Origin of the sequence: Herbiconiux flava (assembly GCF_013409865.1) — a bacterium.
Lineage (GTDB): Bacteria > Actinomycetota > Actinomycetes > Actinomycetales > Microbacteriaceae > Herbiconiux > Herbiconiux flava.
Genome location: NZ_JACCBM010000001.1, coordinates 932,600 through 954,381, shown reverse-complemented (window position 1 = coordinate 954,381; position 21,782 = coordinate 932,600). Strand labels below are relative to the sequence as shown.

19 protein-coding genes are annotated in these 21,782 nt (G+C 72.1%); 11 read left to right on the top strand and 8 right to left on the bottom strand.

Annotated features, from left to right (window positions below; translation table 11 throughout):
• Nucleotides 1-4: 4 nt before the first annotated feature.
• The 3 genes from BJ984_RS04500 to BJ984_RS04490 are packed head-to-tail and all read right to left on the bottom strand — an operon-like array spanning nucleotide 5 to nucleotide 3,482.
• A complete protein-coding gene (locus BJ984_RS04500) occupies nucleotides 5-850 on the bottom strand; it encodes a transglutaminase family protein (protein WP_173181955.1) in 846 nt (281 codons plus the stop codon).
• Nucleotides 847-1,779 carry an alpha-E domain-containing protein gene (locus tag BJ984_RS04495; protein ID WP_173182862.1) on the bottom strand — a complete coding sequence of 311 codons (933 nt, stop codon included), beginning with the start codon at nucleotides 1,777-1,779 and terminating at the stop codon, nucleotides 847-849. The genes BJ984_RS04500 and BJ984_RS04495 overlap by 4 nt, the downstream gene beginning before the upstream one ends.
• Nucleotides 1,780-1,784: 5 nt before the next feature.
• A complete protein-coding gene (locus tag BJ984_RS04490) occupies nucleotides 1,785-3,482 on the bottom strand; it encodes a circularly permuted type 2 ATP-grasp protein (protein WP_179547006.1) in 1,698 nt (565 codons plus the stop codon).
• A 69-nt stretch (nucleotides 3,483-3,551) separates the two neighbouring features.
• On the opposite strand from BJ984_RS04490, the gene BJ984_RS04485 reads away from it, so the two are divergent.
• From BJ984_RS04485 to BJ984_RS04470, 4 genes are all read left to right on the top strand, one after another.
• The gene (locus tag BJ984_RS04485; protein ID WP_179547005.1) at nucleotides 3,552-5,642 is read left to right on the top strand and encodes a YncE family protein; all 2,091 of its coding nucleotides are present in this window, start codon (nucleotides 3,552-3,554) and stop codon (nucleotides 5,640-5,642) included.
• Between the two features lie 167 nt (nucleotides 5,643-5,809).
• Complete coding sequence (locus BJ984_RS18545) at nucleotides 5,810-7,015, top strand: sensor histidine kinase (protein ID WP_179547004.1); 1,206 nt, start codon at nucleotides 5,810-5,812, stop codon at nucleotides 7,013-7,015.
• Complete coding sequence (locus BJ984_RS04475; RefSeq protein ID WP_179547003.1) at nucleotides 7,003-7,662, top strand: response regulator transcription factor; 660 nt, start codon at nucleotides 7,003-7,005, stop codon at nucleotides 7,660-7,662. The genes BJ984_RS18545 and BJ984_RS04475 overlap by 13 nt, the downstream gene beginning before the upstream one ends.
• Before the next feature lie 32 nt (nucleotides 7,663-7,694).
• Nucleotides 7,695-8,570, top strand: coding sequence for a DUF4097 family beta strand repeat-containing protein (locus BJ984_RS04470; RefSeq protein ID WP_179547002.1), 876 nt, complete (start codon nucleotides 7,695-7,697; stop codon nucleotides 8,568-8,570).
• Between the two features lie 107 nt (nucleotides 8,571-8,677).
• Here the strand turns inward: BJ984_RS04470 and BJ984_RS04465 are convergent, their stop codons facing one another.
• Entirely contained in the window at nucleotides 8,678-9,688 is a 1,011-nt protein-coding gene (locus BJ984_RS04465; RefSeq protein ID WP_179547001.1) for a LacI family DNA-binding transcriptional regulator, read from the bottom strand.
• 142 nt (nucleotides 9,689-9,830) lie between these two features.
• Here BJ984_RS04465 and BJ984_RS04460 point away from each other — a divergent pair, with 142 nt between their 5' ends.
• The 3 genes from BJ984_RS04460 to BJ984_RS04450 all read left to right on the top strand — a co-directional run bounded on the left by BJ984_RS04460 (nucleotide 9,831) and on the right by BJ984_RS04450 (nucleotide 12,492).
• Entirely contained in the window at nucleotides 9,831-10,175 is a 345-nt protein-coding gene (locus BJ984_RS04460) for an L-rhamnose mutarotase (protein ID WP_179547000.1), read from the top strand.
• A gap of 71 nt (nucleotides 10,176-10,246) precedes the next feature.
• Nucleotides 10,247-11,413, top strand: coding sequence for an L-rhamnose isomerase (rhaI, locus tag BJ984_RS04455; RefSeq protein WP_179546999.1), 1,167 nt, complete (start codon nucleotides 10,247-10,249; stop codon nucleotides 11,411-11,413).
• 128 nt (nucleotides 11,414-11,541) lie between these two features.
• Nucleotides 11,542-12,492 carry an EamA family transporter gene (locus BJ984_RS04450; protein ID WP_271206397.1) on the top strand — a complete coding sequence of 317 codons (951 nt, stop codon included), beginning with the start codon at nucleotides 11,542-11,544 and terminating at the stop codon, nucleotides 12,490-12,492.
• Between the two features lie 30 nt (nucleotides 12,493-12,522).
• On the opposite strand, the gene BJ984_RS04445 is transcribed toward BJ984_RS04450, so the two are convergent.
• Genes BJ984_RS04445 through BJ984_RS04435 form a run of 3 tightly spaced genes read right to left on the bottom strand, consistent with a single transcriptional unit; the run spans nucleotide 12,523 to nucleotide 15,464 of the window.
• A complete protein-coding gene (locus BJ984_RS04445; RefSeq protein ID WP_179546998.1) occupies nucleotides 12,523-13,695 on the bottom strand; it encodes an ABC transporter substrate-binding protein in 1,173 nt (390 codons plus the stop codon).
• A 43-nt stretch (nucleotides 13,696-13,738) separates the two neighbouring features.
• Nucleotides 13,739-14,362 carry a flavin reductase family protein gene (locus tag BJ984_RS04440; protein ID WP_218869971.1) on the bottom strand — a complete coding sequence of 208 codons (624 nt, stop codon included), beginning with the start codon at nucleotides 14,360-14,362 and terminating at the stop codon, nucleotides 13,739-13,741.
• A complete protein-coding gene (locus BJ984_RS04435; RefSeq protein ID WP_179546997.1) occupies nucleotides 14,355-15,464 on the bottom strand; it encodes a DUF1989 domain-containing protein in 1,110 nt (369 codons plus the stop codon). Before BJ984_RS04435 ends, BJ984_RS04440 begins: the two co-directional genes overlap by 8 nt.
• Nucleotides 15,465-15,563: 99 nt before the next feature.
• Here BJ984_RS04435 and BJ984_RS04430 point away from each other — a divergent pair, with 99 nt between their 5' ends.
• The gene (locus tag BJ984_RS04430) at nucleotides 15,564-16,238 is read left to right on the top strand and encodes a GntR family transcriptional regulator (RefSeq protein ID WP_179546996.1); all 675 of its coding nucleotides are present in this window, start codon (nucleotides 15,564-15,566) and stop codon (nucleotides 16,236-16,238) included.
• A 31-nt stretch (nucleotides 16,239-16,269) separates the two neighbouring features.
• On the opposite strand, the gene BJ984_RS04425 is transcribed toward BJ984_RS04430, so the two are convergent.
• The gene (locus BJ984_RS04425) at nucleotides 16,270-17,838 is read right to left on the bottom strand and encodes a PucR family transcriptional regulator (RefSeq protein WP_179546995.1); all 1,569 of its coding nucleotides are present in this window, start codon (nucleotides 17,836-17,838) and stop codon (nucleotides 16,270-16,272) included.
• A gap of 136 nt (nucleotides 17,839-17,974) precedes the next feature.
• On the opposite strand from BJ984_RS04425, the gene BJ984_RS04420 reads away from it, so the two are divergent.
• Genes BJ984_RS04420 through BJ984_RS04410 form a run of 3 tightly spaced genes read left to right on the top strand, consistent with a single transcriptional unit; the run spans nucleotide 17,975 to nucleotide 21,753 of the window.
• Entirely contained in the window at nucleotides 17,975-19,102 is a 1,128-nt protein-coding gene (locus BJ984_RS04420; protein WP_179546994.1) for a BMP family protein, read from the top strand.
• A 6-nt stretch (nucleotides 19,103-19,108) separates the two neighbouring features.
• Complete coding sequence (locus tag BJ984_RS04415; protein ID WP_179546993.1) at nucleotides 19,109-20,680, top strand: ABC transporter ATP-binding protein; 1,572 nt, start codon at nucleotides 19,109-19,111, stop codon at nucleotides 20,678-20,680.
• Nucleotides 20,677-21,753, top strand: coding sequence for an ABC transporter permease (locus BJ984_RS04410; RefSeq protein ID WP_179546992.1), 1,077 nt, complete (start codon nucleotides 20,677-20,679; stop codon nucleotides 21,751-21,753). The genes BJ984_RS04415 and BJ984_RS04410 overlap by 4 nt, the downstream gene beginning before the upstream one ends.
• Nucleotides 21,754-21,782 lie beyond the last annotated feature (29 nt).

Genomic DNA, 21,782 nt, shown 5'->3' with positions numbered 1-21,782 from the left:
CCCCTCACGACTCGCGCGTGATTTCCACCTTCACGAAGAGCTGCGAGCCGAAGGGGCCCGCGTAGACCCCGCGCAACGGCGCGATGTCGTTGTAGTCGCGCCCGCGCCCGACGATGACGTGCCGCTCGCCGATGTCGATCAGGTTCGTCGGGTCGAAGCCGCGCCACTCCCCGCAGAACCACTCGACCCAGGCGTGCGACTCGCCCGTGACCGTCTCGCCGATGGCGGCGCCGGGCTTCGGGTGCAGGTAGCCCGACACGTAGCGCGCCGGGATTCCGACCGAGCGCAGGGCGCCGATCGCGATGTGGGTGATGTCCTGGCAGACGCCGCGCTTGTCCTTCCACGACTCGCGCGCGGTCGACTGTACGCCCGTGACGCCCTGCACGTACTCGACCTGGCGGCCGATCTCGGTGCAGATCTCGAGCGCCGCGTCGCACGGCGAGGTGTGGGCCGCCGCGATCGACTCGGCGAGCTCGACGAGATCGGCGGCCGGCGCCGTGAGCTTCGTCTGCTTCGCCTGCTCGACGTAGGTGGTCGAGGTGGCGGCCTGCGACGCCAGCTCGGACCATTCGAGCGGATGAGCGGCGTGCGGCCGGTTGCGCACCTCCACGAGGCTGGTCGCCGTGAGCGAGAGCTCCTTGTGCGGCGTCAGCACCTCGAACGACGACACCCGCGTGCCCCAGTAGTCGATGTACCCGTGGTTGGAGGAGACGGGGGCGATCTCGAGCGAGGAGTGCAGCACGAACTGCGCCTCCGAGCTCACGGGCAGCATGCGCGCCTCGTTGTAGGAGGCCTGCACCTCGCCCTCGTAGCGGTACCCGGTGATGTGCCGGATGCGCAGCCGGTTCATGCGCTCTCTCCGATCCAGCTCGGGGCCGTGTTGGTGGGGAAGTAGCGCTGCCGGACGGCCTCGCTGGCGGCGCTCGTGGCGTCCTGCACGCTGTCCATGTGGCGCGGCAGCTCGTGCAGGATGTCGGTGATCGGCCGGTACTCCAGCTGCGAGCGGATCTGCCCGAGCAGCCGCTGCGCACTGTCGGTGACGCCGAGCCGCTCGTTGCGGGGGCCGAGGTCGCGCAGGCACTGCTCGGCGCGCGACACCGAGTACAGGATGGAGCGGGGGAACAGGCGGTCCAGCAGCAGGAACTCGGCCGCGTTGCGTGCGCTGGGCACCCCGCGATAGGTGCGGAGGTAGGCCTCGTAGGCGCCGCAGGAGCGGAGGATCGTCGTCCACGACGGGCCGCTCGCCTCGGTGAGGCTGCGGGTGGCGAGCAGGCGCGCGGTCATGTCGGCGCGCTCGATCGAACGGCCGAGGGTGAAGAAGTGCCAGGCCTCGTCACGGCTGGCGCTGGACTCCATGATGCCCACGGCGAGCGCCGAGCGGTCGCGCACCCAGCCGAAGAACTCGTGCGTCTTCTCGCCGGCGATCTTCCGCGGCATCCGGGCACGGGTGGTGTTCAGGCACTCCCAGAGCTCGGTCGAGACGATCTCGCGGGCGCGCCGGGCGTTCTCGCGGGCGGCGCCGAGCGAGTAGGCGATCGAGGCCGGATGCGTGCGGTCGACCGCGAGCAGCGCGAGCACGTCGGCGCGCGTGAGGGAGCGGTTGTCGTCGGGCACGTCGCTGCCCATCACCGACAGCAGCGAGCGGCAGGCGAGGTTCTCCTCGATCCACGGGTCCTCCAGGAGGAGCTGCAGGTGCACGTCGAGGATGCGCGCGGTGCCGTCGGAGCGCTCGATGTAGCGGCCGATCCAGAACAGGGACTCCGCGATGCGGGACAGCATGGCCATCACACGTCTCCCTTCGTGGCGGGGGCGGGATGCGCATCCGGCAGCTGCTTGGACTGCTGCTGCTGCTGCGACTGATCGCTGCGCGGCGCATCCTCGGGCGAGTGGTCGGGCGTGTGCCCGTGCCCGATGATCGGGATGGCCTGGGTGTTCGCGGCCTGCTCGGCGACGAGGCCCTGGATGTCGTGGGCGTCGCGGGAGACGGCGGCGAGGGCCGAGAACGGGTCCTGACCGACGACCCAGGTGTCCTTCGAGCCGCCGCCCTGCGAGCTGTTGACCACGAGCTGGCCCTCGGGGAGGGCGACTCGGGTGAGGCCGCCGGGCAGCACCCAGACGTCGTTGCCGTCGTTGACCGCGAAGGGGCGGAGGTCGGCGTGGCGGGGGCGCATGCCGTCCTCGACGAGGGTGGGGATGGTCGAGAGCTGCACCACGGGCTGCGCGATCCAGCCGCGCGGGTCGGCGATCAGCCGGTTGCGCAGGGTCTCGAGCTCCTTCGGCGAGGCGTCGGGGCCGATCACGAGGCCCTTGCCGCCCGAGCCGTCGACCGGCTTGACCACGAGTTCATCGAGGCGGTCGAGCACCTCCTCGAGGGCCCCCGGGTCTTCGAGGCGCCAGGTGTCGACGTTCGGGATGATCGGCTTCTCGCCGAGGTAGTACTGGATGAGGTCGGGCAGGTAGGTGTAGACGAGCTTGTCGTCGGCCACGCCGTTGCCGACCGCGTTCGCGATGGTGACGTTCCCGAGCCGGGCAGCCAGCAGGAGGCCCGGGCTGCCGAGCATCGAGTCGGCGCGGAACTGCAGCGGGTCGATGAACTCGTCGTCGACCCGGCGGTAGATCACGTCGACGCGGGTCGGACCGGCGGTCGTGCGCATCCACACCCGCCCGCCCGAGCAGAACAGGTCACGGCCCTCGACGAGCTCGACGCCCATCAGGCGGGCCAGCAGGGTGTGCTCGAAGTAGGCCGAGTTGTAGACGCCGGGGGTGAGCACGACGACCGTGGGGTCGTCGACACCGGCGGGGGCGGATGCGCGCAGCGCCTGCAGGAGCTTGTTCGGGTAGTCGCCCACCGGTCGCACCCGCATGCTGACGAACAGTTCGGGCAGGGTCTGCGCCATGACCCGGCGGTTCGAGATGACGTAGGAGACGCCGCTCGGCACCCGCACGTTGTCCTCGAGCACGCGCCAGGCGCCCTTCTCGTCGCGGATCAGGTCGATGCCCGAGACCTGGATGCGCACGTTGTTGGGCGACACGATGCCGGCGGCCTCGCGGTGGAAGTGGTTGCTGGAGCTGATCAGCGCCGCGGGGATGACCCCGTCGCGCACAGCAGCCTGCGAGCCGTAGATGTCGGCGAGGAAGGCCTCGAGCGCCTTGACCCGCTGCTTCACACCGGCCTCGACGTCGACCCACTCGCTCTGCTCGATCACGCGCGGCACGGCGTCGAGCGGGAACGGCCGCTCCTCGCCGGCGAAGTCGAAGGTCACTCCCTGGGCGAGGTACGAACTGGCCAGCGCGTCGGTGCGGCCGCGCAGCTCCTCCTGCGTCATGCGGGCGAGGGCGGTGTAGATGTCCTTGTAGGCGGCGCGCGCCTCGACGCCGTCCTGCGACTTGGGCTCGGGGAACATCTCGTCCCACGGACTCGCCCCGGCCCGCCGGGATCGCGTGAGCAGGGTGGCTCCGTAGCCGTCGAACAGGTCAACCATGCGGTGAGCCTACTGCTCGGGTGTTGCGCGGGTGTTTCGCGATCCGCCCGGATGAACTATCCTCACTACATGCGTATGAGCCTTCGTCACCTTTCTCCCGCCGCGGCGGGCACGGCGCTGGTGCTGGCCACCCTCGTGGCCGCACCCACCGCCGCCCATGCCGCCGCGCCCCGCGCGATCGTGCTCAGCCCGACCGGCAGCGACTCCCCGTCCCCCAGTGCGAATCTGGGGCAGATGCAGATCGACGCCTCGATGGGTCGTGGCTACGTCATCGACCTCCCGTCGGAAGACCTGCTGGTCTACGACGTCAGCGGAGCGGCTCCGCGCTACCTCACCCGCATCGGGCTGGGGTCGGACCCGGTGGAGGCGGCGGTCGACGAAGGCACCCATCAGGTCTATGTGTCCGACCGGGTCGACAACACGGTCCTCCAGATCGACGGCCACCCGGCCTCCCCGACGGCGAACACCATCGTCGACACGATCTCGACGACCGGCATCGGGGGTGCCGGGCTGGCGGTCGACGCCGGCTCGAAGCTGCTGTACGTCGCCAACACGATCTCGAGCGATCTGAGCGTGATCGACCTGTCGACCCACGGAGTCGCGCGCATCCCGCTTCCCGGCGCACCGAGCGACGTCGTGACCCTCGCCGGGTCGAACAAGGCCTGGGTGACGAGCGAGGCGGCCTCGACGCTGACGCTCATCGACGCCCGATCGCCGCGTTCGTCGGTCGTGCTCGGCGGCACGCCCCTCAGCCTCGGGATCGGTGCCGGCGGAATCTCGATCGGCACGCGAGCCGGCGCGGGGCCGTTCGACTACCGGGTCGAGATGTACGACACCCTCCTCGCGCTGACCCACACCTCGGCCGCCCTCGACTCGAAGGCGACCTCCTTCGCGACCGACGCCACCATCTATTCGCTCTTCGTCACCACCGAGATGGGGCAGCTGCATTCGCTGCGTCTCGACACCCTGGTGGAGCAGGGCGACCCGATGACGATGCCGAAGGCGTCGTCGGTCGCGGTCGACGACAGCACGCGTCGGGTGATCACCACCACGAGCGCGCTCACGGGTGGCACCGTCACGAGCTACGACGTCACGGCGAGCCCGCTCATCGTGTCGCCCGCCAGTTACGGCGCCGGGGTGGGCATGAGCTTCACCGCGGCGGTGATCGCCGTGGGCCGGCCCACCGCCATGACGTTCTCGCTCGCGAGCGGCACCCTGCCGCCCGGGGTCGCGCTCGACCCCACCGGCATCCTGAACGGCGTGCCGACGACCGCCGGCACCTTCCGCTTCACCGTGGCCGCCTCGAACGGGCTGGCACCGGCCGCCGAGTCGACACTCGAGATCGTCGTCGCGCCGTCGGGGCCGACCGCGCCGACGATCACGACGGCGACCGTGCCGAACGGAACCGTCGGCACGGTCTACCCCGACACCACCCTCGTCGCGAGCGGCAGCCCCGAGCCCGCCCTCTCCGTCTCGAGCGGCACCCTCCCGCCCGGTCTCGAGTTCGACGAGCGTCGGGCCCACCTCTACGGCACCCCCACGAAGGCCGGGAGCTATGACTTCACCCTGAAGGCCGAGAACGCCTCGGGTGTCGACACCCACAGCTACACGATCGTGATCGCAGCCGACCCTGCGTCGGTTCCCCACATCACCTCCGCTCCGCCGGCCGACGGCCGGGTCGGTGACCGCTACCCGACGGTCACGGTCACCGCGACCGGCACTCCCGCCCCGGAGTTCTCGGTCTCGTCGGGAACCCTGCCTCCTGGGCTCTCGTTCGACGAGCGCACCCACCAGCTCGCCGGCACCCCCACGAAGGCCGGCAGCTACGCCTTCACCATCACGGCCGACAACGGAATCGCCAAGGACAGCAAGGAGTACCGGATGACGATCGCCGCTGCGGTCACACCGACACCCGTGCCGACCCCCACCGCGACGCCGTCGCCGACACCCACCTCCGTGCCCAAGGCCGGCGACGGCCCCGGGCCGGGCGCAGCGGGCGCGTCCCGGGTGAGCGGCCCCGGCGCTCCCGGCAGCGGCCTGCTCGCGAGCACGGGCGTCGCCTCCGCCGAGGTCACCCTGCTCGGCGTCGCCGCCGCGGGGCTCGTCGGCCTCGGTGCCGCGGCCGCCGCTCTCGCCTCCTGGCGCCGACGCGCATCCTGAACCGCCGGCCCCGCCCGCCGGCCCGATCCCCCGGCCCCGACCGCCGGCCCGGCTCGCCTCCCACGCGAGCAGGGCGGAGGGCAGGGGCGGGCCGGGGGTTAACCCCCGGGGGAACCGGGCGGGCCGCCCCATCGTGCCGCCCCTGACCCCCGCCCTAACGTGGGGATGTGCGAAAGAGACTGCTGTTCCTGTGGGCCGCTGCGGCCGATCTGGCCATCGACGGCGTGCTGGGGGTCACCTGGCTGACGATCATGCTCAGCCTGCTCGCGACCGGCGTGAGCGCGGTGCCCGCGTTCGGCATCGGCATCGCGCTGCTGTGGCTGACGGTGCAGCTGGGGCGGGGCATCCGCTTCGTCGAGCGGCGCCGCGCCGAGGCGTTGTACGGCGTGGTCATCGTGCCGCCGCCCGTGCGCCCCGCCGCCACCACGTTCGGCGACTGGCTGGCGGGCACGTTCGTCGAGAGCTTCGGCGCGCCCCTGTGGAAGGGCATCCTGCACCACCTCACGACCGCCCTGCTGGGCCTGCTGTTCCTCACCCTGATCGGCGGTTCGATCGACCTCGTCGGCGACCTCGCCGCCGGCCGCTTCGGCAGCCTGCTCGGGAACCCTGCCCTCGTCGTCCTCGCCGCCGTGCTCGCCGCCGCCGTGCTCGTGGCCTACACGGCCGGCGCCGGCCTGCTCGATCGGCAGCTGAGCGTCGCCCTGCTCGGCGCGAGCGCCAAGGCCGTGCTCGAGCAGCGCGTCGACAGGCTCCAGGATGCGCGCCAGGGAGCGGTCGACTCCGCCCAGGCCGAGCGGCAGCGCATCGAGCGCGACCTGCACGACGGGGTGCAGCCCCGCCTGGTCTCGGTCGCGATGACGCTCGGGCTCGCCCGCTCCAAGTTCGCCGACGACCCCGAGGGCGCGAAGGCGCTGCTCGACGAGGCGCATCGTGAGACCAAGGAGTCGATCACCGAGCTGCGGCACCTCGCCCGCGGCATCCACCCGGCGGTGCTCACCGACCGCGGCCTCGACGCGGCCCTCTCGGCCGTCGCCTCCCACTGCACCGTGCCCACCAGCGTGCGCGTCGACCTGCCGCAGCGCCCCTCGAAGGAGACCGAGGCCGTGCTCTACTTCGCCGTCTCCGAGGCCCTGGCCAACGCGAGCAAGCACTCGCGGGCATCCGGATGCTCGGTCAGCGTCACCGCGACGCCCACCGCCGTGCGCGCCGTCGTGTTCGACAACGGCGTCGGCGGGGCCGCCCTCGGGCGCGGCGGCGGCACCGGACTCTCCGGCATGGCCGACCGCGTGCGCGCGGCCGGCGGCACCCTCACCGTGGACAGCCCCACCGGCGGTCCGACCGTTCTCACCGTGGAGGTACCGTGCGCATTCTGATCGCCGAGGACCACGTGCTGCTGCGCGCCGGTCTCGAACGCCTGCTCGCCGACGCCGGGCACGAGGTGCTGCCGTCGGCCGCGACCGCCGAGGAGCTCATCCGCAGCGTCGACGCCGACCGCCCCGACCTCGCCGTCGTCGACGTGCGGATGCCGCCGAGCTTCACCGACGAGGGCATCCGTGCGGCGGTGCTGCTGCGCTCCCGCCCCGGCGGCCCGAAGCTGCCCGTGCTCGTGCTCTCGCAGTACGTCGAGGAGCGCTACGCCGCCGAGCTGATCGCGGGCGACTCGGCCGGCCTCGGCTACCTGCTGAAGGACCGCGTGGCCGAGGTCGACGACTTCCTCGCCGCGGTCGAGACCGTGGGCGGCGGCGGCACCGTGCTCGACCCCGAGGTGGTGGCGCAGATCGTCATCCGCTCCCGGCGCTTGCGCGAGCTCGACACCCTCACCGCCCGCGAACGCGAGGCGCTGCAGCTGATGGCCGAGGGCCGCTCGAACAGCAGCATCGCCGAACGGATGCACATCACCCCCGGCGCGGTCGAGAAGTTCATCTCGGCCATCTTCGGCAAGCTCGGCCTGCCCGCCGAGGACAACGGCAACCGCCGTGTCCTCGCCGTGCTCAAGTACCTCGGCGCGGACGCGCGCTGACTCCCCATCCATCCCCTGCGAAAGAAGGAATCATGAGCGTCCAGACCCCCACCCTGCCTCCGATGACCGGCGGCCCCTCCCCCGCCTCGGGTCCGACCCCGCCGCCGCGCAACCGCTCGCTGCGCATCGCCCTGCTCACCATCGGCTCGGCGCTCGTGCTCCTGCTCGTCGGCGTCGGCATCCTGCAGCTCGTGCAGTCGGCGGCGGACGCGAACCGCGGCGACGGTTCGGGCAGCTACTCGGCCGCCGGCCCCTTCGACACCCTCGAGGTCGACGTGAGCGCGGCCGCCGTCACGGTGGCCTACGCCGACGTGTCCGAGCCGCGCTTCGACTTCGACTCGGGCGGCTCGTCGCTGCACTTCGACCAGCGGATGCTCGGCGACACCCTGCGCGTCACCGTCGGCGATCGCGGCTGGTGGCCGATCCGCCTCTTCGACGTCACGTCGCTCGGCGACGCCACGCTCGCGGTGACCCTGCCGCGCGACGCCGAGCCGCTCGGCCTCGACGTGGACTCCTCGGCCGGCTCGGTGCGGGTGGACGGCGACTTCGCCGACCTGTCGCTCGAGAGCTCGGCGGGCGACGTCGAGCTCAGCGGCTCGGCCGACTCGCTGCACCTGGAGACCTCGGCCGGCCGCATCACCGCGACCGACCTCGACGTCTCGGGCCCGGTGGTCGCCGAGACCTCGGCCGGTGACACCGACCTCTCCTTCGCCACCCTGCCGTCGTCGATCTCGGTCGACAGCTCGGCCGGGACGGTGCGGGTCGCCCTGCCCGACGGCGAGTACGAGATCCGCACCGACACCTCGCTCGGCACGGTGCAGCTGGGTCTGCCGAGCACTCCGGGGGCCGAGCGCGTGTACTCGTTCGAGACGAGCGCCGGCGACCTCGTGCTGACTCCGGCGCCGTAGCGGTCCGAGCGGCGGGCCGCCCCAGCGGGCGGCCGTACCGGTCCGCGCAACGGGCGGCCCGAGCGGATGCGCGGCAGCCGGCCCTAGCGGGCGAGCGGCGGCCGGCCCTAGCGGCCGGCCGTCGACTCGCGCACGACGAGCTCGGGCTGGAAGGCGATGTGCCGGTACTCGCCCCGGCCCGGGTTCTCGATCTCGGCCAGCAGCAGCTCGGCGGCCGCCCGTCCCATCTCGCGGGCCGGCTGCCGGATCGACGACAGTGGGATCGCCGCGTTCGCCGCGAACGAGATGTCGTCGTAGCCGATCAGCGCGATGTCGTCGGGCACCCGCACCCCGGCGTGGGTGAGGGCCTGCAGCAGTCCGATGGCGATCAGGTCGTTCGCCGCGAACACGGCGTCGGGGCGGTCGGCGGCGGGCAGGGCGAGCAGCTGCTCCCCCGCCGCGCGGCCGGCTTCCGCACGCATGGTGTCGAGCTCGAGCATCCGGATGCGCCCCGCATCGCGCTCGAGCACCGCCTGCTGCGCCCCGCGTGCGCGCTGGGAGACCTGCAGGATCTCGGGTGGACCGCCCACGAAGGCGAGGTTCCGCCGGCCGAGGTCGAGCAGGTGGCCCGCCGCGAGCTCGCCCCCGCGCAGGTCGTCGACCGAGACCGAGCTGAAGCTCTGCGCGTTGTCGTGCCGGTCGACGAGCACGACGGGCGAGCCGCGCTCGCGCAGCCGCTCCAGCCGGCGCTGCACCTGCCCGACGGGCGTGATCAGGAGCCCCGAGACGCGCTGCTCCTCGAACAGGTCGAGGTAGGCGAGCTCGCGGGTGGTCGACTCGCCGCTGTTGCCGAGGATGAGCGGCCGTCCGTGCTCGCCGAGCAGGTCCTCTGCGCCGCGCTCGACGTCGGCGAAGAACGGGTTCGAGACGTCGAGCACCATCATGCCGACCGTGCGGCTCTGCCCGACCCGCAGCTGGCGGGCGGCGTCGTTGCGCACGAAGCCGAGCTTCTCGATCGCGTCGATCACCCGCTTGGCGGTGTCGGCCGCCACCGGCTTCGACTGGTTCAGCACGTTCGAGACGGTGCCCACCGACACTCCGGCGAGGGCCGCGACGTCGCGCACGTTGGCCGTGGTCATGCACACCTCGTGGGGTTCGGCGCCGTCGTCCCGGCGATGGGTAGAACGTTTCACGAGAGTAGCGCAGGGCGTGCGCTGGCGCATCGGCCCGATCGATGGTTATATCGTTTCAACACACTCGACGATGAGGGGATGCACGATCATGACGGCCGAGACGAGCGAACGCGTCTGCTTCCAGCTGCAGGTGAAGCCCGAGCGCATCCCCGAGTACACCGAGCGCCACCGCGCGATCTGGCCCGACATGGCGGCCGCCCTCAAGGCGACCGGGTGGAACAACTACTCGCTGTTCCTGCGCGAGGACGGGCTGCTGATCGGCTACTTCGAGACGCCGTCGCTCGCCGCGGCGCAGACCGGCATGGCCGCCACCGAGGTCAACGCGCGCTGGCAGGCCGAGATGGGCGAGTTCTTCGTCGCGCTCGACGGGGCACCCGACACCGGCTTCCTCCGGCTGAGCGAGGTCTTCCATCTCGAGGACCAACTCGCGTAAGCTTCCTCCGGGTAGTGAATCGTTTCACCCACCACTCACCGCTTCATCGACGACAGCAAGGACGAATTCCCATGGTGCAGTTCAGCGACATCGCCTCCGAGCTCGAACGCCAGGCGATCGAGCTCCCCTCCTGGGCCTTCGGCAACTCGGGCACGCGCTTCAAGGTGTTCGGCACGCCGGGCACCCCGCGCACCCCCGAGGAGAAGATCGCGGATGCGGCACAGGTCAACCGCTACACGGGCCTCGCCCCGAAGGTGGCGCTGCACATCCCGTGGGACAAGGTGGCCGACTACTCGGCCCTCCGCTCCTACGCGAACGACCTCGGCGTCGAGCTCGGCACTATCAACTCGAACACCTTCCAGGACGAGGCCTACAAGTTCGGCTCGCTCACCTCGAGCGACCCGGCCACCCGCCAGAAGGCGATCGACCATCACCTCGAGTGCATCGAGATCATGCACCTCACCGGCTCGCAGGACCTCAAGATCTGGCTCGCCGACGGCACGAACTACCCGGGGCAGGGCGACATCCGCTCGCGTCAGGACCTGCTGGCGTCGTCGCTCGAGACCATCTACGGTGCGCTCGGCGAGGAGCAGCGGCTCGTGCTCGAGTACAAGTTCTTCGAGCCGGCTTTCTACCACACGGATGTTCCCGACTGGGGCACCTCGTACGCCCACGTCGCGGCGCTCGGCGACCGCGCGTTCGTCTGCCTCGACACCGGCCACCACGCCCCCGGCACGAACATCGAGTTCATCGTCGCGCAGCTGCTGCGACTCGGGAAGCTCGGCTCGTTCGACTTCAACTCGCGGTTCTACGCCGACGACGACCTGATCGTGGGCGCGGCGGATCCGTTCCAGCTGTTCCGCATCCTCTACGAGGTCGTGCGCGGCGGCGGCTACGACGTCGACTCCCCCGTGGCCTTCATGCTCGACCAGTGCCACAACGTCGAGGAGAAGATCGTGGGCCAGATGCGCTCGGTGCTCAACGTGCAGGAGATGACGGCGCGCGCGCTGCTCGTCGACCGCGCCGCCCTGCTCGAGGCGCAGAACGCGAACGACGTGCTGGGGGCGAACGCCATCCTGATGGACGCGTTCTACACCGACGTGCGCCCCTCCCTCGCCGCCTGGCGCGAGTCCCGCGGCCTCGCGGGCGACCCGATCGCGGCCTTCAAGGCCTCCGGCTACCAGGAGCGCATCGTCGCCGAGCGCGTCGGCGGCGCCCAGGCCAGCTGGGGCGCGTAGCCCCAGTCCCGCTGCGGCGCTCCGGCGCCGCACCCCCGAGCCGCGGCCCGGGTCTCCGGTGGTGGGAGACCCGGGCCGCTTTCGCGCCCCCTCAGGATCGAGACTCGGCGAGGCCGTAGGGTCGGAGGGTGACGGACGAGGGGGGCGCGGCGGAGACGAGCGCGCCGGAGACGGGCGCGGCGGGGACGAGCGCGGCGGGGACGCGGGGGCGGACCGCCGTGGGGGCCGCGACGCAGCTCGGCACCGAGGTGAGCATCAACCTGGGGTCGGCGCTGGCGGGGCTCGTGATCCCGGTGGTGGGGGCGTTCGTCGTCGTGGCCGCGCGGCAGCTCGTGATGGCGGCCGCGGTGCTGCCGTTCTACCGGCCGAAGCGCGCCGGGCTGACCCGGGCGCGGCTCTGGCCCGCCCTCGCCCTCGGCGTCGCCCTCGCGGTGATGAACGTCTCGTTCTACCAGTCGGTGCACCTTCTCGGCCTCGGCATCGCGGCCACGATCGAGTTCCTCGGGCCGCTGACGCTCGCCCTGGTGACGAGTCGGCGCCTGCTCGACGTCGTCTGCGCCGTCGCCGCCGGCATCGGCGTGGTGATGCTGACGGGGCTCGACGGCACGATCGACGGCTGGGGCGTGCTGCTCGCCCTCACCGCGGCGGCGGCCTGGGCTGCGTACATCGTGCTGACGAGGCGCGTGGCCGTCGGCCTCCCGGGGCTGGAGGGGCTGAGCGTGGCGGGCATCGTCAGCCTCGTGCTCCTGCTGCCGTTCGCGATCGCCACGTTCGACCCGGCGGCGTTCGACTGGGACGTCGTCGCCCTGCTGGTCGGGGTGGGCATCCTGTCGTCGGCCCTGCCCTACAGCCTCGACACGTTCATCCTGCGCCGGCTCACCCCGCGGCTCTACGCGATCATCACCGCGTTCGGCCCCGTCGTGGCGGCGGTGTTCGGCTGGCTCATCCTGAACGAGCGGTTCACCGTGCTGGAGGTGATCGCGATCACGATCGTCTGCGTCGCGGCGGGGACGGCGATCGCGACGCAGCGCGACCGCCCCCGCCCGCCGCTCGAGCGCGTGGCCGAGATCACCCCCTGACCGGCCGAACCGGATCCGAGGGCGCCGAACTCAGAACCCGATCGACGGGTCGATGAACTCGTTCGTCACGATCGTCTCCGGCGAGACGTCGGGCGCGGTCGTCGCCCCCTGCTTCTCGAACAGCGGCGTCGTGATGTCGATGATCTTCTGCACCCGGTCGAGGTCGAAGTTGCCGACCGTGTCGTCGTCTCCGTTGCCCACGAGCCCGAGCGAGACCTGCGTCGCCGCCGAGTAGTCCGCCACGCCCTGGGTGTAGACCCACCCGTTGTCGAACTCGTCGACCGCCTTCAGGATGAGCGCGTTCGTCGCCGTCGGGTCGGCGTAGTAGTCGACCGTCGCCTGCTGGATGACCGGCACCAGCTTCGTCAGGCACGGCGAGAGCGACTCGAGGTCACCGCTCCGCACCGAGAGCGCCGAGGCGTAGATCGGGTAGCCCGCATCGTGGATCAGCTGGTACGCCACCGGCTTCCGCCAGTCCTCGAGCTCGTTCTCGTAGACGTAGGGCTCGACGGTCGCGAAGCCCTGCTGCGCGTCGGCGCCGTCGGCCGCCACGAAGCTCGCCGGTGTGCCGTCGTAGCCCCCGTCGACGTGGTCGAGGGGCAGGATGCCCGACCCGGTCAGGTAGTCCATGTACGTGGCCCCGCCGAAGTACCGCACCACCGCATCCGTCTTGCCGAGCTCGGCGATGGTCGTCACGTCGGGGTAGGTCGCCGGATCCCACATGATGATCTGCGGCCCCACCTCGAACGGCGCGAAGACCGCCGTCGTGGGCATGTCGGCCGAGAGCTGCACGGCCTCATCGGTGTTGGCGTAGCCGAGCGTGATGCTCGGGTCGGAGTACTGCTGGCTCGTCACGCTCTGGAAACCGATCGCCGGGCCGCCGGAGCGCACCTCGACGTCGACGCCCGTGTACTCGCCCGAGGTGAACAGGGGGCCCGAGACCGACTTGGCCCCGGCGTCGACTCGGGCATCCGGGCCGATCAGCTGGTAGAGGTCGCCCTGCTCGGCTTCGGGGTTCCAGTCGGTCTGGATCACGACGGTCGCGGGGCAGTCGGCCGAGAGGTCGATCGAGCCGATGGTGAGCGAGGGGTCGGGGCTCGCCGAGTCGGTTCCGGATGCGGTGGCCGAGCAGGCGGTCAGTGCGGCGACCGAGACGACGAGCACGCCGGCGGCGAGGGCGGTGCGGGTGCGGGTGCGGGACATGGGTTCTCCTTGAAGTGGGTGGAGCACGAGATGGAGCGAGAGGTCAGAGCTCGTCGACCGCGGTCGACGTGGCGCCGCCGACCGTGAATCGATCGCGGGTGGTCGTGTAGAAGCTGGCGCCGAACCGCGCGACGGGCGCGTAACCGGCGAGCCGCACCCGCCAGGTCTCGGTGTCGATCAGGTCGTCGCGGGTGTGCAGCGAGACGATCCGCCCGAAGAACACCTCGCGGCTCGCGGTCTCGAGCTTCTCGTGCAGCACGCACTCCAGCGCGACCGGGGCGGCCTGGATGGTCGGCGGCGCGACCACGAGCGAGGGCGTCGTGGCGAGGCCGACCGCGATCAGCTCGCTCACCCCGTGCGGCAGGTTCTCGCCGCAGCGGTCCGCGGCCTCGGTCAGCGGCTCGTCGACGAGGTGAACGACGAACTCCCCGCTCGCGTCGATGTTGCGGGCGGTGTCACGACGCCCGGTGGGGCTCGTGCGATTCAGGCTCAGCATCACGAGCGGGGGCTCCTCGCCGATCATCCCGAACATGCTGAAGGGGGCGGCGTTCACCACCCCGCCCGCGTCGACCGTGGTGACGAGCGCGATCGGGCGCGGGACGATCAGGCTCGCCATCAGCTTGTAGCGCTCGTACTCGCCGAGCACCGTGAAGTCGACGTCAGGCACGGTGCGCGGCCGCCCACCAGGCGAGCAGCACGTCGCGCAGCGCCTCGCCCGACGAGGTGTAGAGGTCGCGCCGCCACAGCCGCTCGAGCAGCTCGGCCGACGAGTCCGAGAGCACGACGGGCACCGCCTCGTACCGGATCGGCGTGTTCGCGAAGGCCGGCACGTAGGACGGGTCGCGCGACAGCGCCCGCTCGGTGCGGATCACCGGCTGCCGGAACTGCGCCACCGTGCGCTGCGTGTCGTAGGCCCTGAGTTCGGGCACGTCGGCGAGATCGGCGGCCGAGGCCCGCCAGCGCGTGACCCGCACCGGCTTGATCGCGAAGTTGCTCGTCTTCATCACGTCGGCGCCGCAGATGTTCGGCACCGCCAGCACGTCCATCACCGCGAGCAGCTCGACGTGGTCGCCCGGCTTCGACGACTGGTGGTGGATGGCGGGCATCCCCTCGTCGACCGTCGTGCTCATGAAGAGGTTGAAGGAGTCGTGCACGTCGTCGGGGGTGAGCCCGTACTCGCGCTGCGCCTCGGCCTGGATGTCGGCGCAGTTGGTGTGCGTCGCGAAGCCGTAGGCCGTCTCGTAGAGGTTGGCGCTGCAGCGCGGGAACACCACGTCGTTGACGTGCACGGTGTCGGTGAGGATGAACATCATCGCCCGCTCGCGCGGTGGCGACGACCAGAGGAAGTCGCCCGGCCCGGGGTTGATGCCGTGCAGCGTGCGGGTGCGGCCGGTGTGGAAGAACTCGCGGTAGTCGTGCAGGTTGAACACGTTGAAATCGACGCACTGCGCGCCCTCGAGCTGCTCGACGCGCAGCAGTTCCCCGGCCCGCACCTCGACGGCCTTGCCGGTTCCGGGCTCGAGCACGAACTCCTCGAGCAGCTCGCGCTCGTCGGCGACCGGATGCGCGATCCGGCTGGTCCAGTCGTCGACCCGCCCCGACACGGCCGGCACCGGCAGCGGTGCGATCGCGTCGTCGGCGCTCTCGCGCAGCGCCCGTGCCACGAGGCCGGACAGGTCGTCGGCCTCTCCGGCGGAGAGGCTGCGGTCGAGCAGCTCGCGCTGCTGCTGATTGAGCCTGAGCTCGAGGCGGGTGAGGAGATCGGTCATGCATTCAGTATGCGGTAGTTCTCATTTCGGTATACGTAAACTTTATGTTTCGTGCACGTTACACCGGTCTCGCCGCCGTCCCGGCCGTATACTCGCAGCATGCCCCGCGCCGAGAACGCCTATGCCGCCCTGCGCGAGGCGATCATGGAGAACGCCCTGAAGCCCGGCACGAAGCTGCCCGAGAGCGACCTCGGCGAGCACTTCGGCGTCAGTCGCACGCTGATCCGCGCCGCTCTCGCGCGACTCGCCGGCGAGGGGCTCGTCGACATCGGCAAGACGAAGTCGGCCACGGTCGCGCAGCCCAGCCGGGAAGAGGCGCTCGACGCCTTCGAGGTGCGCCGCGCCCTGGAGCGCGAGGTGGTGCGACTCGTCGCCCTGCGCTGGAGCGACGAGGGCGAGCGCATCCTGAGCACCCAGATCGACGAGGAGCGGCTCGCCGCCGACGAGGGCGACCACAAGCGCTCGGTGCGGCTCGGGGCTGAGTTCCACATGCTGCTCGCGGGGCTGACGGGCAACGCGCTGCTGCGCCGCTACCTCGAGGAGGTGGTGGGGCGCACGACGCTGATCCTCGCGGTGTACGGGCAGGCGCACCCGCAGCACGACAGCCTGGCGGAGCACGTGGCCCTGGTCGACGCGCTGCGGGCGGGCGACGGCGACGAGGCCCAGCGACTGGTCGACGCACACATCGCGGCCGTCGAGCAGCGGGCCCTGGCCCAGGAGGCAGGCGAGCCCGACGACCTCGCGGGCATCCTGAGCCGCTTCACCCAGCGCTAGCGCCGGCCTCGACCGCGACCGCCGGCCCCCCTCAGGCGCGGGTCGCCGAGAGCCGCAGCCGCCAGCTGACCAGGGCCAGGTCGAGGGCCAGACGGCGCTCGCGGTCGTCGAGGTCGAGACCGCCGAGCAGCGTCTCGATGCGCTCGAGCCGGCCGTAGAGGGTCTGCCGCCGGATGCCCAGCGCCTCGGCCGTGCGCGTCTTCGACAGGCCGGCGGCGAGGAACGCGTCGAGGGTCATCACGAGCCCCGCGCCGGTGCGGGCGTCGTGCTCGAGCAGCGGCCCGAGCTGTCCGGCCACGAATCCCTCCAGCGCCTCGTCGTCGACGAGCGAGACGAGGAGCTGGTAGAGCGCGAAGTCGGCGGCGAGCACCACGACGGCCGAGGGCGTCAGCCGCGCGGCCAGCCGGGCGGTCTCGCGCGCGCTCGGGAAGGCGCTGACGAGGGCCGGCACGTCGTCGACGGGCGGGCCGGCGCTCACCAGCACGCCCCCGCCGACGGTCGATCGCAGCTCGCGGCCCAGGTCGTCGGCGAAGCGGGCGAGCACGCTGCGCAGTTCCCGGGGCCGCAGCAGGGCCCCGATCAGCACGTCGCCCTCGTGCTCGGCGACGAGCGCCGCGCCGAGCAGGCGACCGGCCACGGCCCGGGCGGCGATCAGCACGTCGGCCGCACTCGCCCCGGCCGACCGGGCGCGCACGCAGAGGGCGACCGCGACCTGCCCGGGCCGGATGCGCAGTCCGACCCCGATGGCCCGCGCCACCAGCTCCTCGGTCGACACGTAGCGGCCGGTGACCATGTCGCGGAGCAGCTCCGCCCCCGCCTGCCGCCGGCTCACCGGGGCCTCCCCCGAGCGGGCGACCTCGAGCGCGACGAGCGGAGCCGCCACGCCGAGCACGAGCCGCATCTGCTGCTGCACCGCGTCGGGGCCGTCGCCATCCGCGGCCGGCGCCGTCTCCCGGAGCACGAGCCGGCCCCAGGCCTCACCGCCGACGAGCACGGGCGCCTCCACCTCGACGGCGGCCCGGGCATCCGCCTCGGCCGGGTCGACACCGGCCACCAGCTCACCGGCCGCCGAGTGCAGCGACGCCGCGAAGCCCGACCCGGTGCTGATCGCGCCGACGAACGCCACCAGACCGCGATCGTCGCCGAGCGCCAGCGTCAGGCGCTCCTGGAGGCGCGCCGCGAAGCGCAGGCCGGTCAGCTCGCCGCCGAGGATCCGCGCGTGCGCGACCTCCGTCACCTCGATGAACGGCACCACCCCGTGCAGCAGCACGAGGGGCAGTCCGGCGCGCTCCGCCTCGTCGACGATCTCGGGCGGCACCGTCGGGAAGGTGCGGCCGAGTTCGAAGAGCAGGGCGGCCACGCCCACGCGGGCGAGGTCGGCGATGTAGCTCCGCCGGGCATCCGCCGACACGGCGACGAGCCCGAGGCCGGTCGTCAGCAGCACCTCGCCGCCGCGCAGCAGTGGGGCGATCTCGAAGATCTCGGAGGTGTGCACCCACCGCACCGGCCGCCGGCCGAAGCCCTCGCCCCCGGCCGCCACCTCGGGCCGCGCGCGCACCACGGCGGGCAGCGCCATCAACTCCGCCACGGTGAAGACCATCCGACCACCGTACAGACCGTCCAGTGTTTACGGCGTCGAAATAACGGTCTGTCCCTGGAATGCGGCGACCGGATGCCCGTAACCTCGGGTGAATCCTGCACCACACGGCACCGACGACCCCCTTGAGAGGCACCCGATGACTCGCGGCCCCAGCACCCGAACCACCGGTCCCACCCCCGGATCCACCGACCGCACCACCCGCGGACGCGGCCGCCGTTCGGCGACCGGCTTCGCCGCGCTCGGTCTCGCCGCCGCCGTGATCGTCGGCCTGAGCGGCTGCGGCGGTGCCACGGGTGACGAGCCGGCCGGCGACGCGGCCACCGCCGACTCCGGCCTCCCGCTGGTGTTCGGCGCGTTCGCGACCCCGCTCGAGGAGCCGTGGGACGGCGCGATCCACGCCGCGCTCGAGAGCGCAGCCGAGGACGGGCTGATCGAGTACCAGCACGTCGACAACCTCGCCACGGCCGACGAGATGGAGAGCGGCCTGCGCGACATCATCGCCAACCAGGAGCCCGACATCATCATCGGCGACGCCTTCGCCGCCGAGGACGCGGTACGCGCCGTGGCCGCCGACTTCCCCGACATCGCCTTCGCGTTCGGCTCTGGCGACGAGGAGCAGGCACCGAACTTCAGCGTCTTCGACAACTGGATGCAGGACCCGGCCTACCTCGCCGGCATGATGGCCGGCGGCCTCACGAAGAGCGGCACCATCGGCGTCGTGGCGGCCATGCCGATCCCCGAGGTCAACCGGATCGTGAACGGCTTCATCGCGGGCGCCCAGGAGACCAACCCCTCGGCGACCGTGACGGTCTCGTTCATCAACTCCTTCTTCGACCCCGCCACCGCGAAGCAGGCCGCCGAGGCCGCGATCGCCGGAGGCGCCGACGTGCTCTTCGCCGAGCGGGCCGGGGTGATCGCGGCCGCGTCCGAGAACAGCCTCCCGGTGTTCGGCATGATGGTCGACCAGCAGTCCGAGGCACCCGAGTACGTCGTGTCCTCGCTGCTTTGGGACATGCGTCCCACCGTCGAGGCCGTCGTCTCCGCCGTCGAGGACGGCAGCTACGAGGCCGCGGACCTCGGGGAGTACTCCTTCATGGTGAACGGCGGCAGCGCGCTCGCGCCGGTCAACACCGGCACCGCCTTCGAGATCCCGTCCACGCTCACCACGGCGGTAGAGGCTCGGCAGGCCGAGATCCTCGACGGGAGCTTCGAGACCCCGATCGACGAAGAGGCGCCCGCGGGCTCCACGACCGTCGGGGAGTAGCTCCGCGTGACCGTCTCCGCACCACTGGCCGAACTCAGGGGCATTACCAAGCGGTTCGGAACCCTCACCGCCAACGACGCCATCGATCTCGCCGTGCAGCCGGGCGAAGTGCTCGCGCTGCTCGGCGAGAACGGAGCCGGCAAGTCGACCCTCACCCGCATCCTCTACGGTCTCAGCCAGGCCGACGAGGGCGTGATCCTCGTGAACGGCGAGGTGGTGCGGGTGAACGGGCCGGCGGCCGCGATGGCGGCGGGCATCGGCATGGTGACCCAGGAGTTCTCGCTGATCGACACCATGACCGTGACCGAGAACCTGATGCTGGCCGGCTCCGGTCTCGGCCGTGTCAGCCGGCCGGCGGCCCGGGCACGCGTGCTCGAGGCGGCCGAGCGCATCGGCGTCCCCATCCAGCCGGATGCGGTGGTCGGCGGGCTCTCCGTCGGCGAGTGCCAGCGGGTCGAGATCGTGAAGGCGCTCTTCCACGACTGCCGTCTGCTGATCCTCGACGAGCCGACCGCCGTGCTCACCCCGCAGGACGTCGAGGTGCTCTTCGCCACCGTGCGCCGGCTGACCGCCGACGGGATGGGCGTGATCTTCATCTCGCACAAGCTGCACGAGGTCGTCGAGATCGCCGACCGGGTCAGCATCCTCCGCCGGGGCCGGATCGTCGCCGACGTGCCGGCCGCCGGGCTCGTGCCGGCGCGGATCGCCGAGCTGATGGTCGGCGGGTCGACCACGGCCGTGCCGACGGCGCCTCTCGGGCTGACGCCGGCCGAGCCCACGACGGCGCCCGCCGGGGTTCCGGATGCCCGCCCGAGCGCTCCGGCATCCGCCGCCCCCGCGGCACTGGGCATCACCGCCCTCTCCCTCGCGGGCCGGGGCCGGCCCCTCCTCGACGCTGTCACCCTGACCGTCGCGGAGGGCGAGATCGTCGGAGTCGCCGGCGTCTCGGGCAACGGACAGACCGAGCTCGTCTCGGTGCTCTGCGGCATGACGGAGCCGTCCTCCGGCAGCGTGCACGTCGGCGGCACCGACATCACCGCCCTCGACGTGACCGCCCGCATCCGCGCCGGGCTCGGGCGACTCACCGAGGACCGCCGGGGCAGCGTCGTGCTGAACCTGTCCGTCGAGCAGAACCTCGTGCTCGAGGACCTCGACCGCTTCCGCGTCGGCCCGTTCACCTCGCGGCGCCGGGTGCGCGCCCACGTCGCCGCCCTGATCGAGCGCTTCGACATCCGCGCGTCGGCCGGCGACCCCATCCGCAGCCTGTCGGGCGGCAACATGCAGAAGGTGCTGCTCGCCCGCGCGATCGCCCGCGATCCGCGCGCGCTGGTGGCGTCGCAGCCGACCCGCGGCCTCGACGTGGGCGCCTGCGCGTACGTCTACGAGCAGCTGCGGGCGCTCCGGGCCGGGGGCGCCGGCGTGCTCGTCGTCTCGGAGGACCTCGACGAGCTGCTCGGCCTCTGCGACCGCATCGTCGTGATGGTCTCCGGCCGGATCGTGGGCGACGTGCCGGCGGCACGCACGACCCGCGCCGAGCTCGGACTGCTGATGACCGGATCGGCGGTGGAGGCCGCGTGAAGATCGTCCTGCGCGCGAGCGAGTCGCGCTGGCTCGCCCCCGCGGCCGTGCTGGCCGCCGTCGTGCTCACGCTGCTGCTGACGGCGGGGCCGATCCGCCTCGCCGGCGCGAACCCGATCGCGGCCTATCAGCGCTACCTCGTCACCCCCCTCACCACGCCGTCGGGCATCGGCGAGGTGCTGCTCTCCACCACGCCCCTCATCTTCACCGGACTCGCCGTCGCCATCGCCTTCCGCGTCGGCTACTACAACATCGGCGCGGAGGGCCAGTTCCTCGCCGGCGCGATCGCGGCCACCGTCCCGGGGCTCGCCCTGCCGGGTCTCCCCCCGCTCGTCGCCCTGCCGCTCGCGCTCGGCGCGGGCGCTCTCGGCGGGCTGCTCTGGGCGCTCGTGCCGGCGCTGCTGAAACGGCACGCGAACATCGACGAGGTCGTGACCACGCTGCTGCTGAACCCGGTCGCGCTGCTGCTCGTGCAGGGACTGCTCAACGGGCCCTGGCGGAACTCGGAGACCGGCTTCCCCGACTCCGATCGCTACGGCGCCGGATACACGCTGCCCACCCTGGTGGACGGATCCCGGGTGCACTGGGGGCTCGTCGTGGGCCTGCTGCTCGTCGTCGTCGCCTTCGTCGTGATGTCGTTCACCCCGCTCGGGCTTCGCCTCCGCGCCGCGGGGCAGTCGCCGGCCGCGGCGCGCTTCTCGGGCATCCGGGTGTCGTCGCTGCAGTTCCGCTCGGCCCTCGTGTCGGGCGGGATCGCCGGGCTCGGCGGCGCCTCGCAGGTGCTCGGCGTGCAGCACCAGCTCACCGCGAGCATCTCGAACGGCTACGGCTACACCGGTGTCGTGGTCGCCACGCTCGGTGCCCTGACCGCCGGCGGCGTGCTGCTCGTCGCGCTGCTGCTCGGCGACATCGCGGTGGGGGCGCAGAACGCGTCGATCACGCTGCAGCTGCCCACCCAGATGGGCGCGATCGTCAGCTCGACGCTGCTCCTCGCGGTCGTGGCGCTGCTGGCCGCCCGGCGCTACCGCCTCGCCTTCACCAGACGCGCCGGCTCCCGAAGGGAGGGCAGCTGATGGACTTCCCCGTGCTCGCCGTGCTCGCG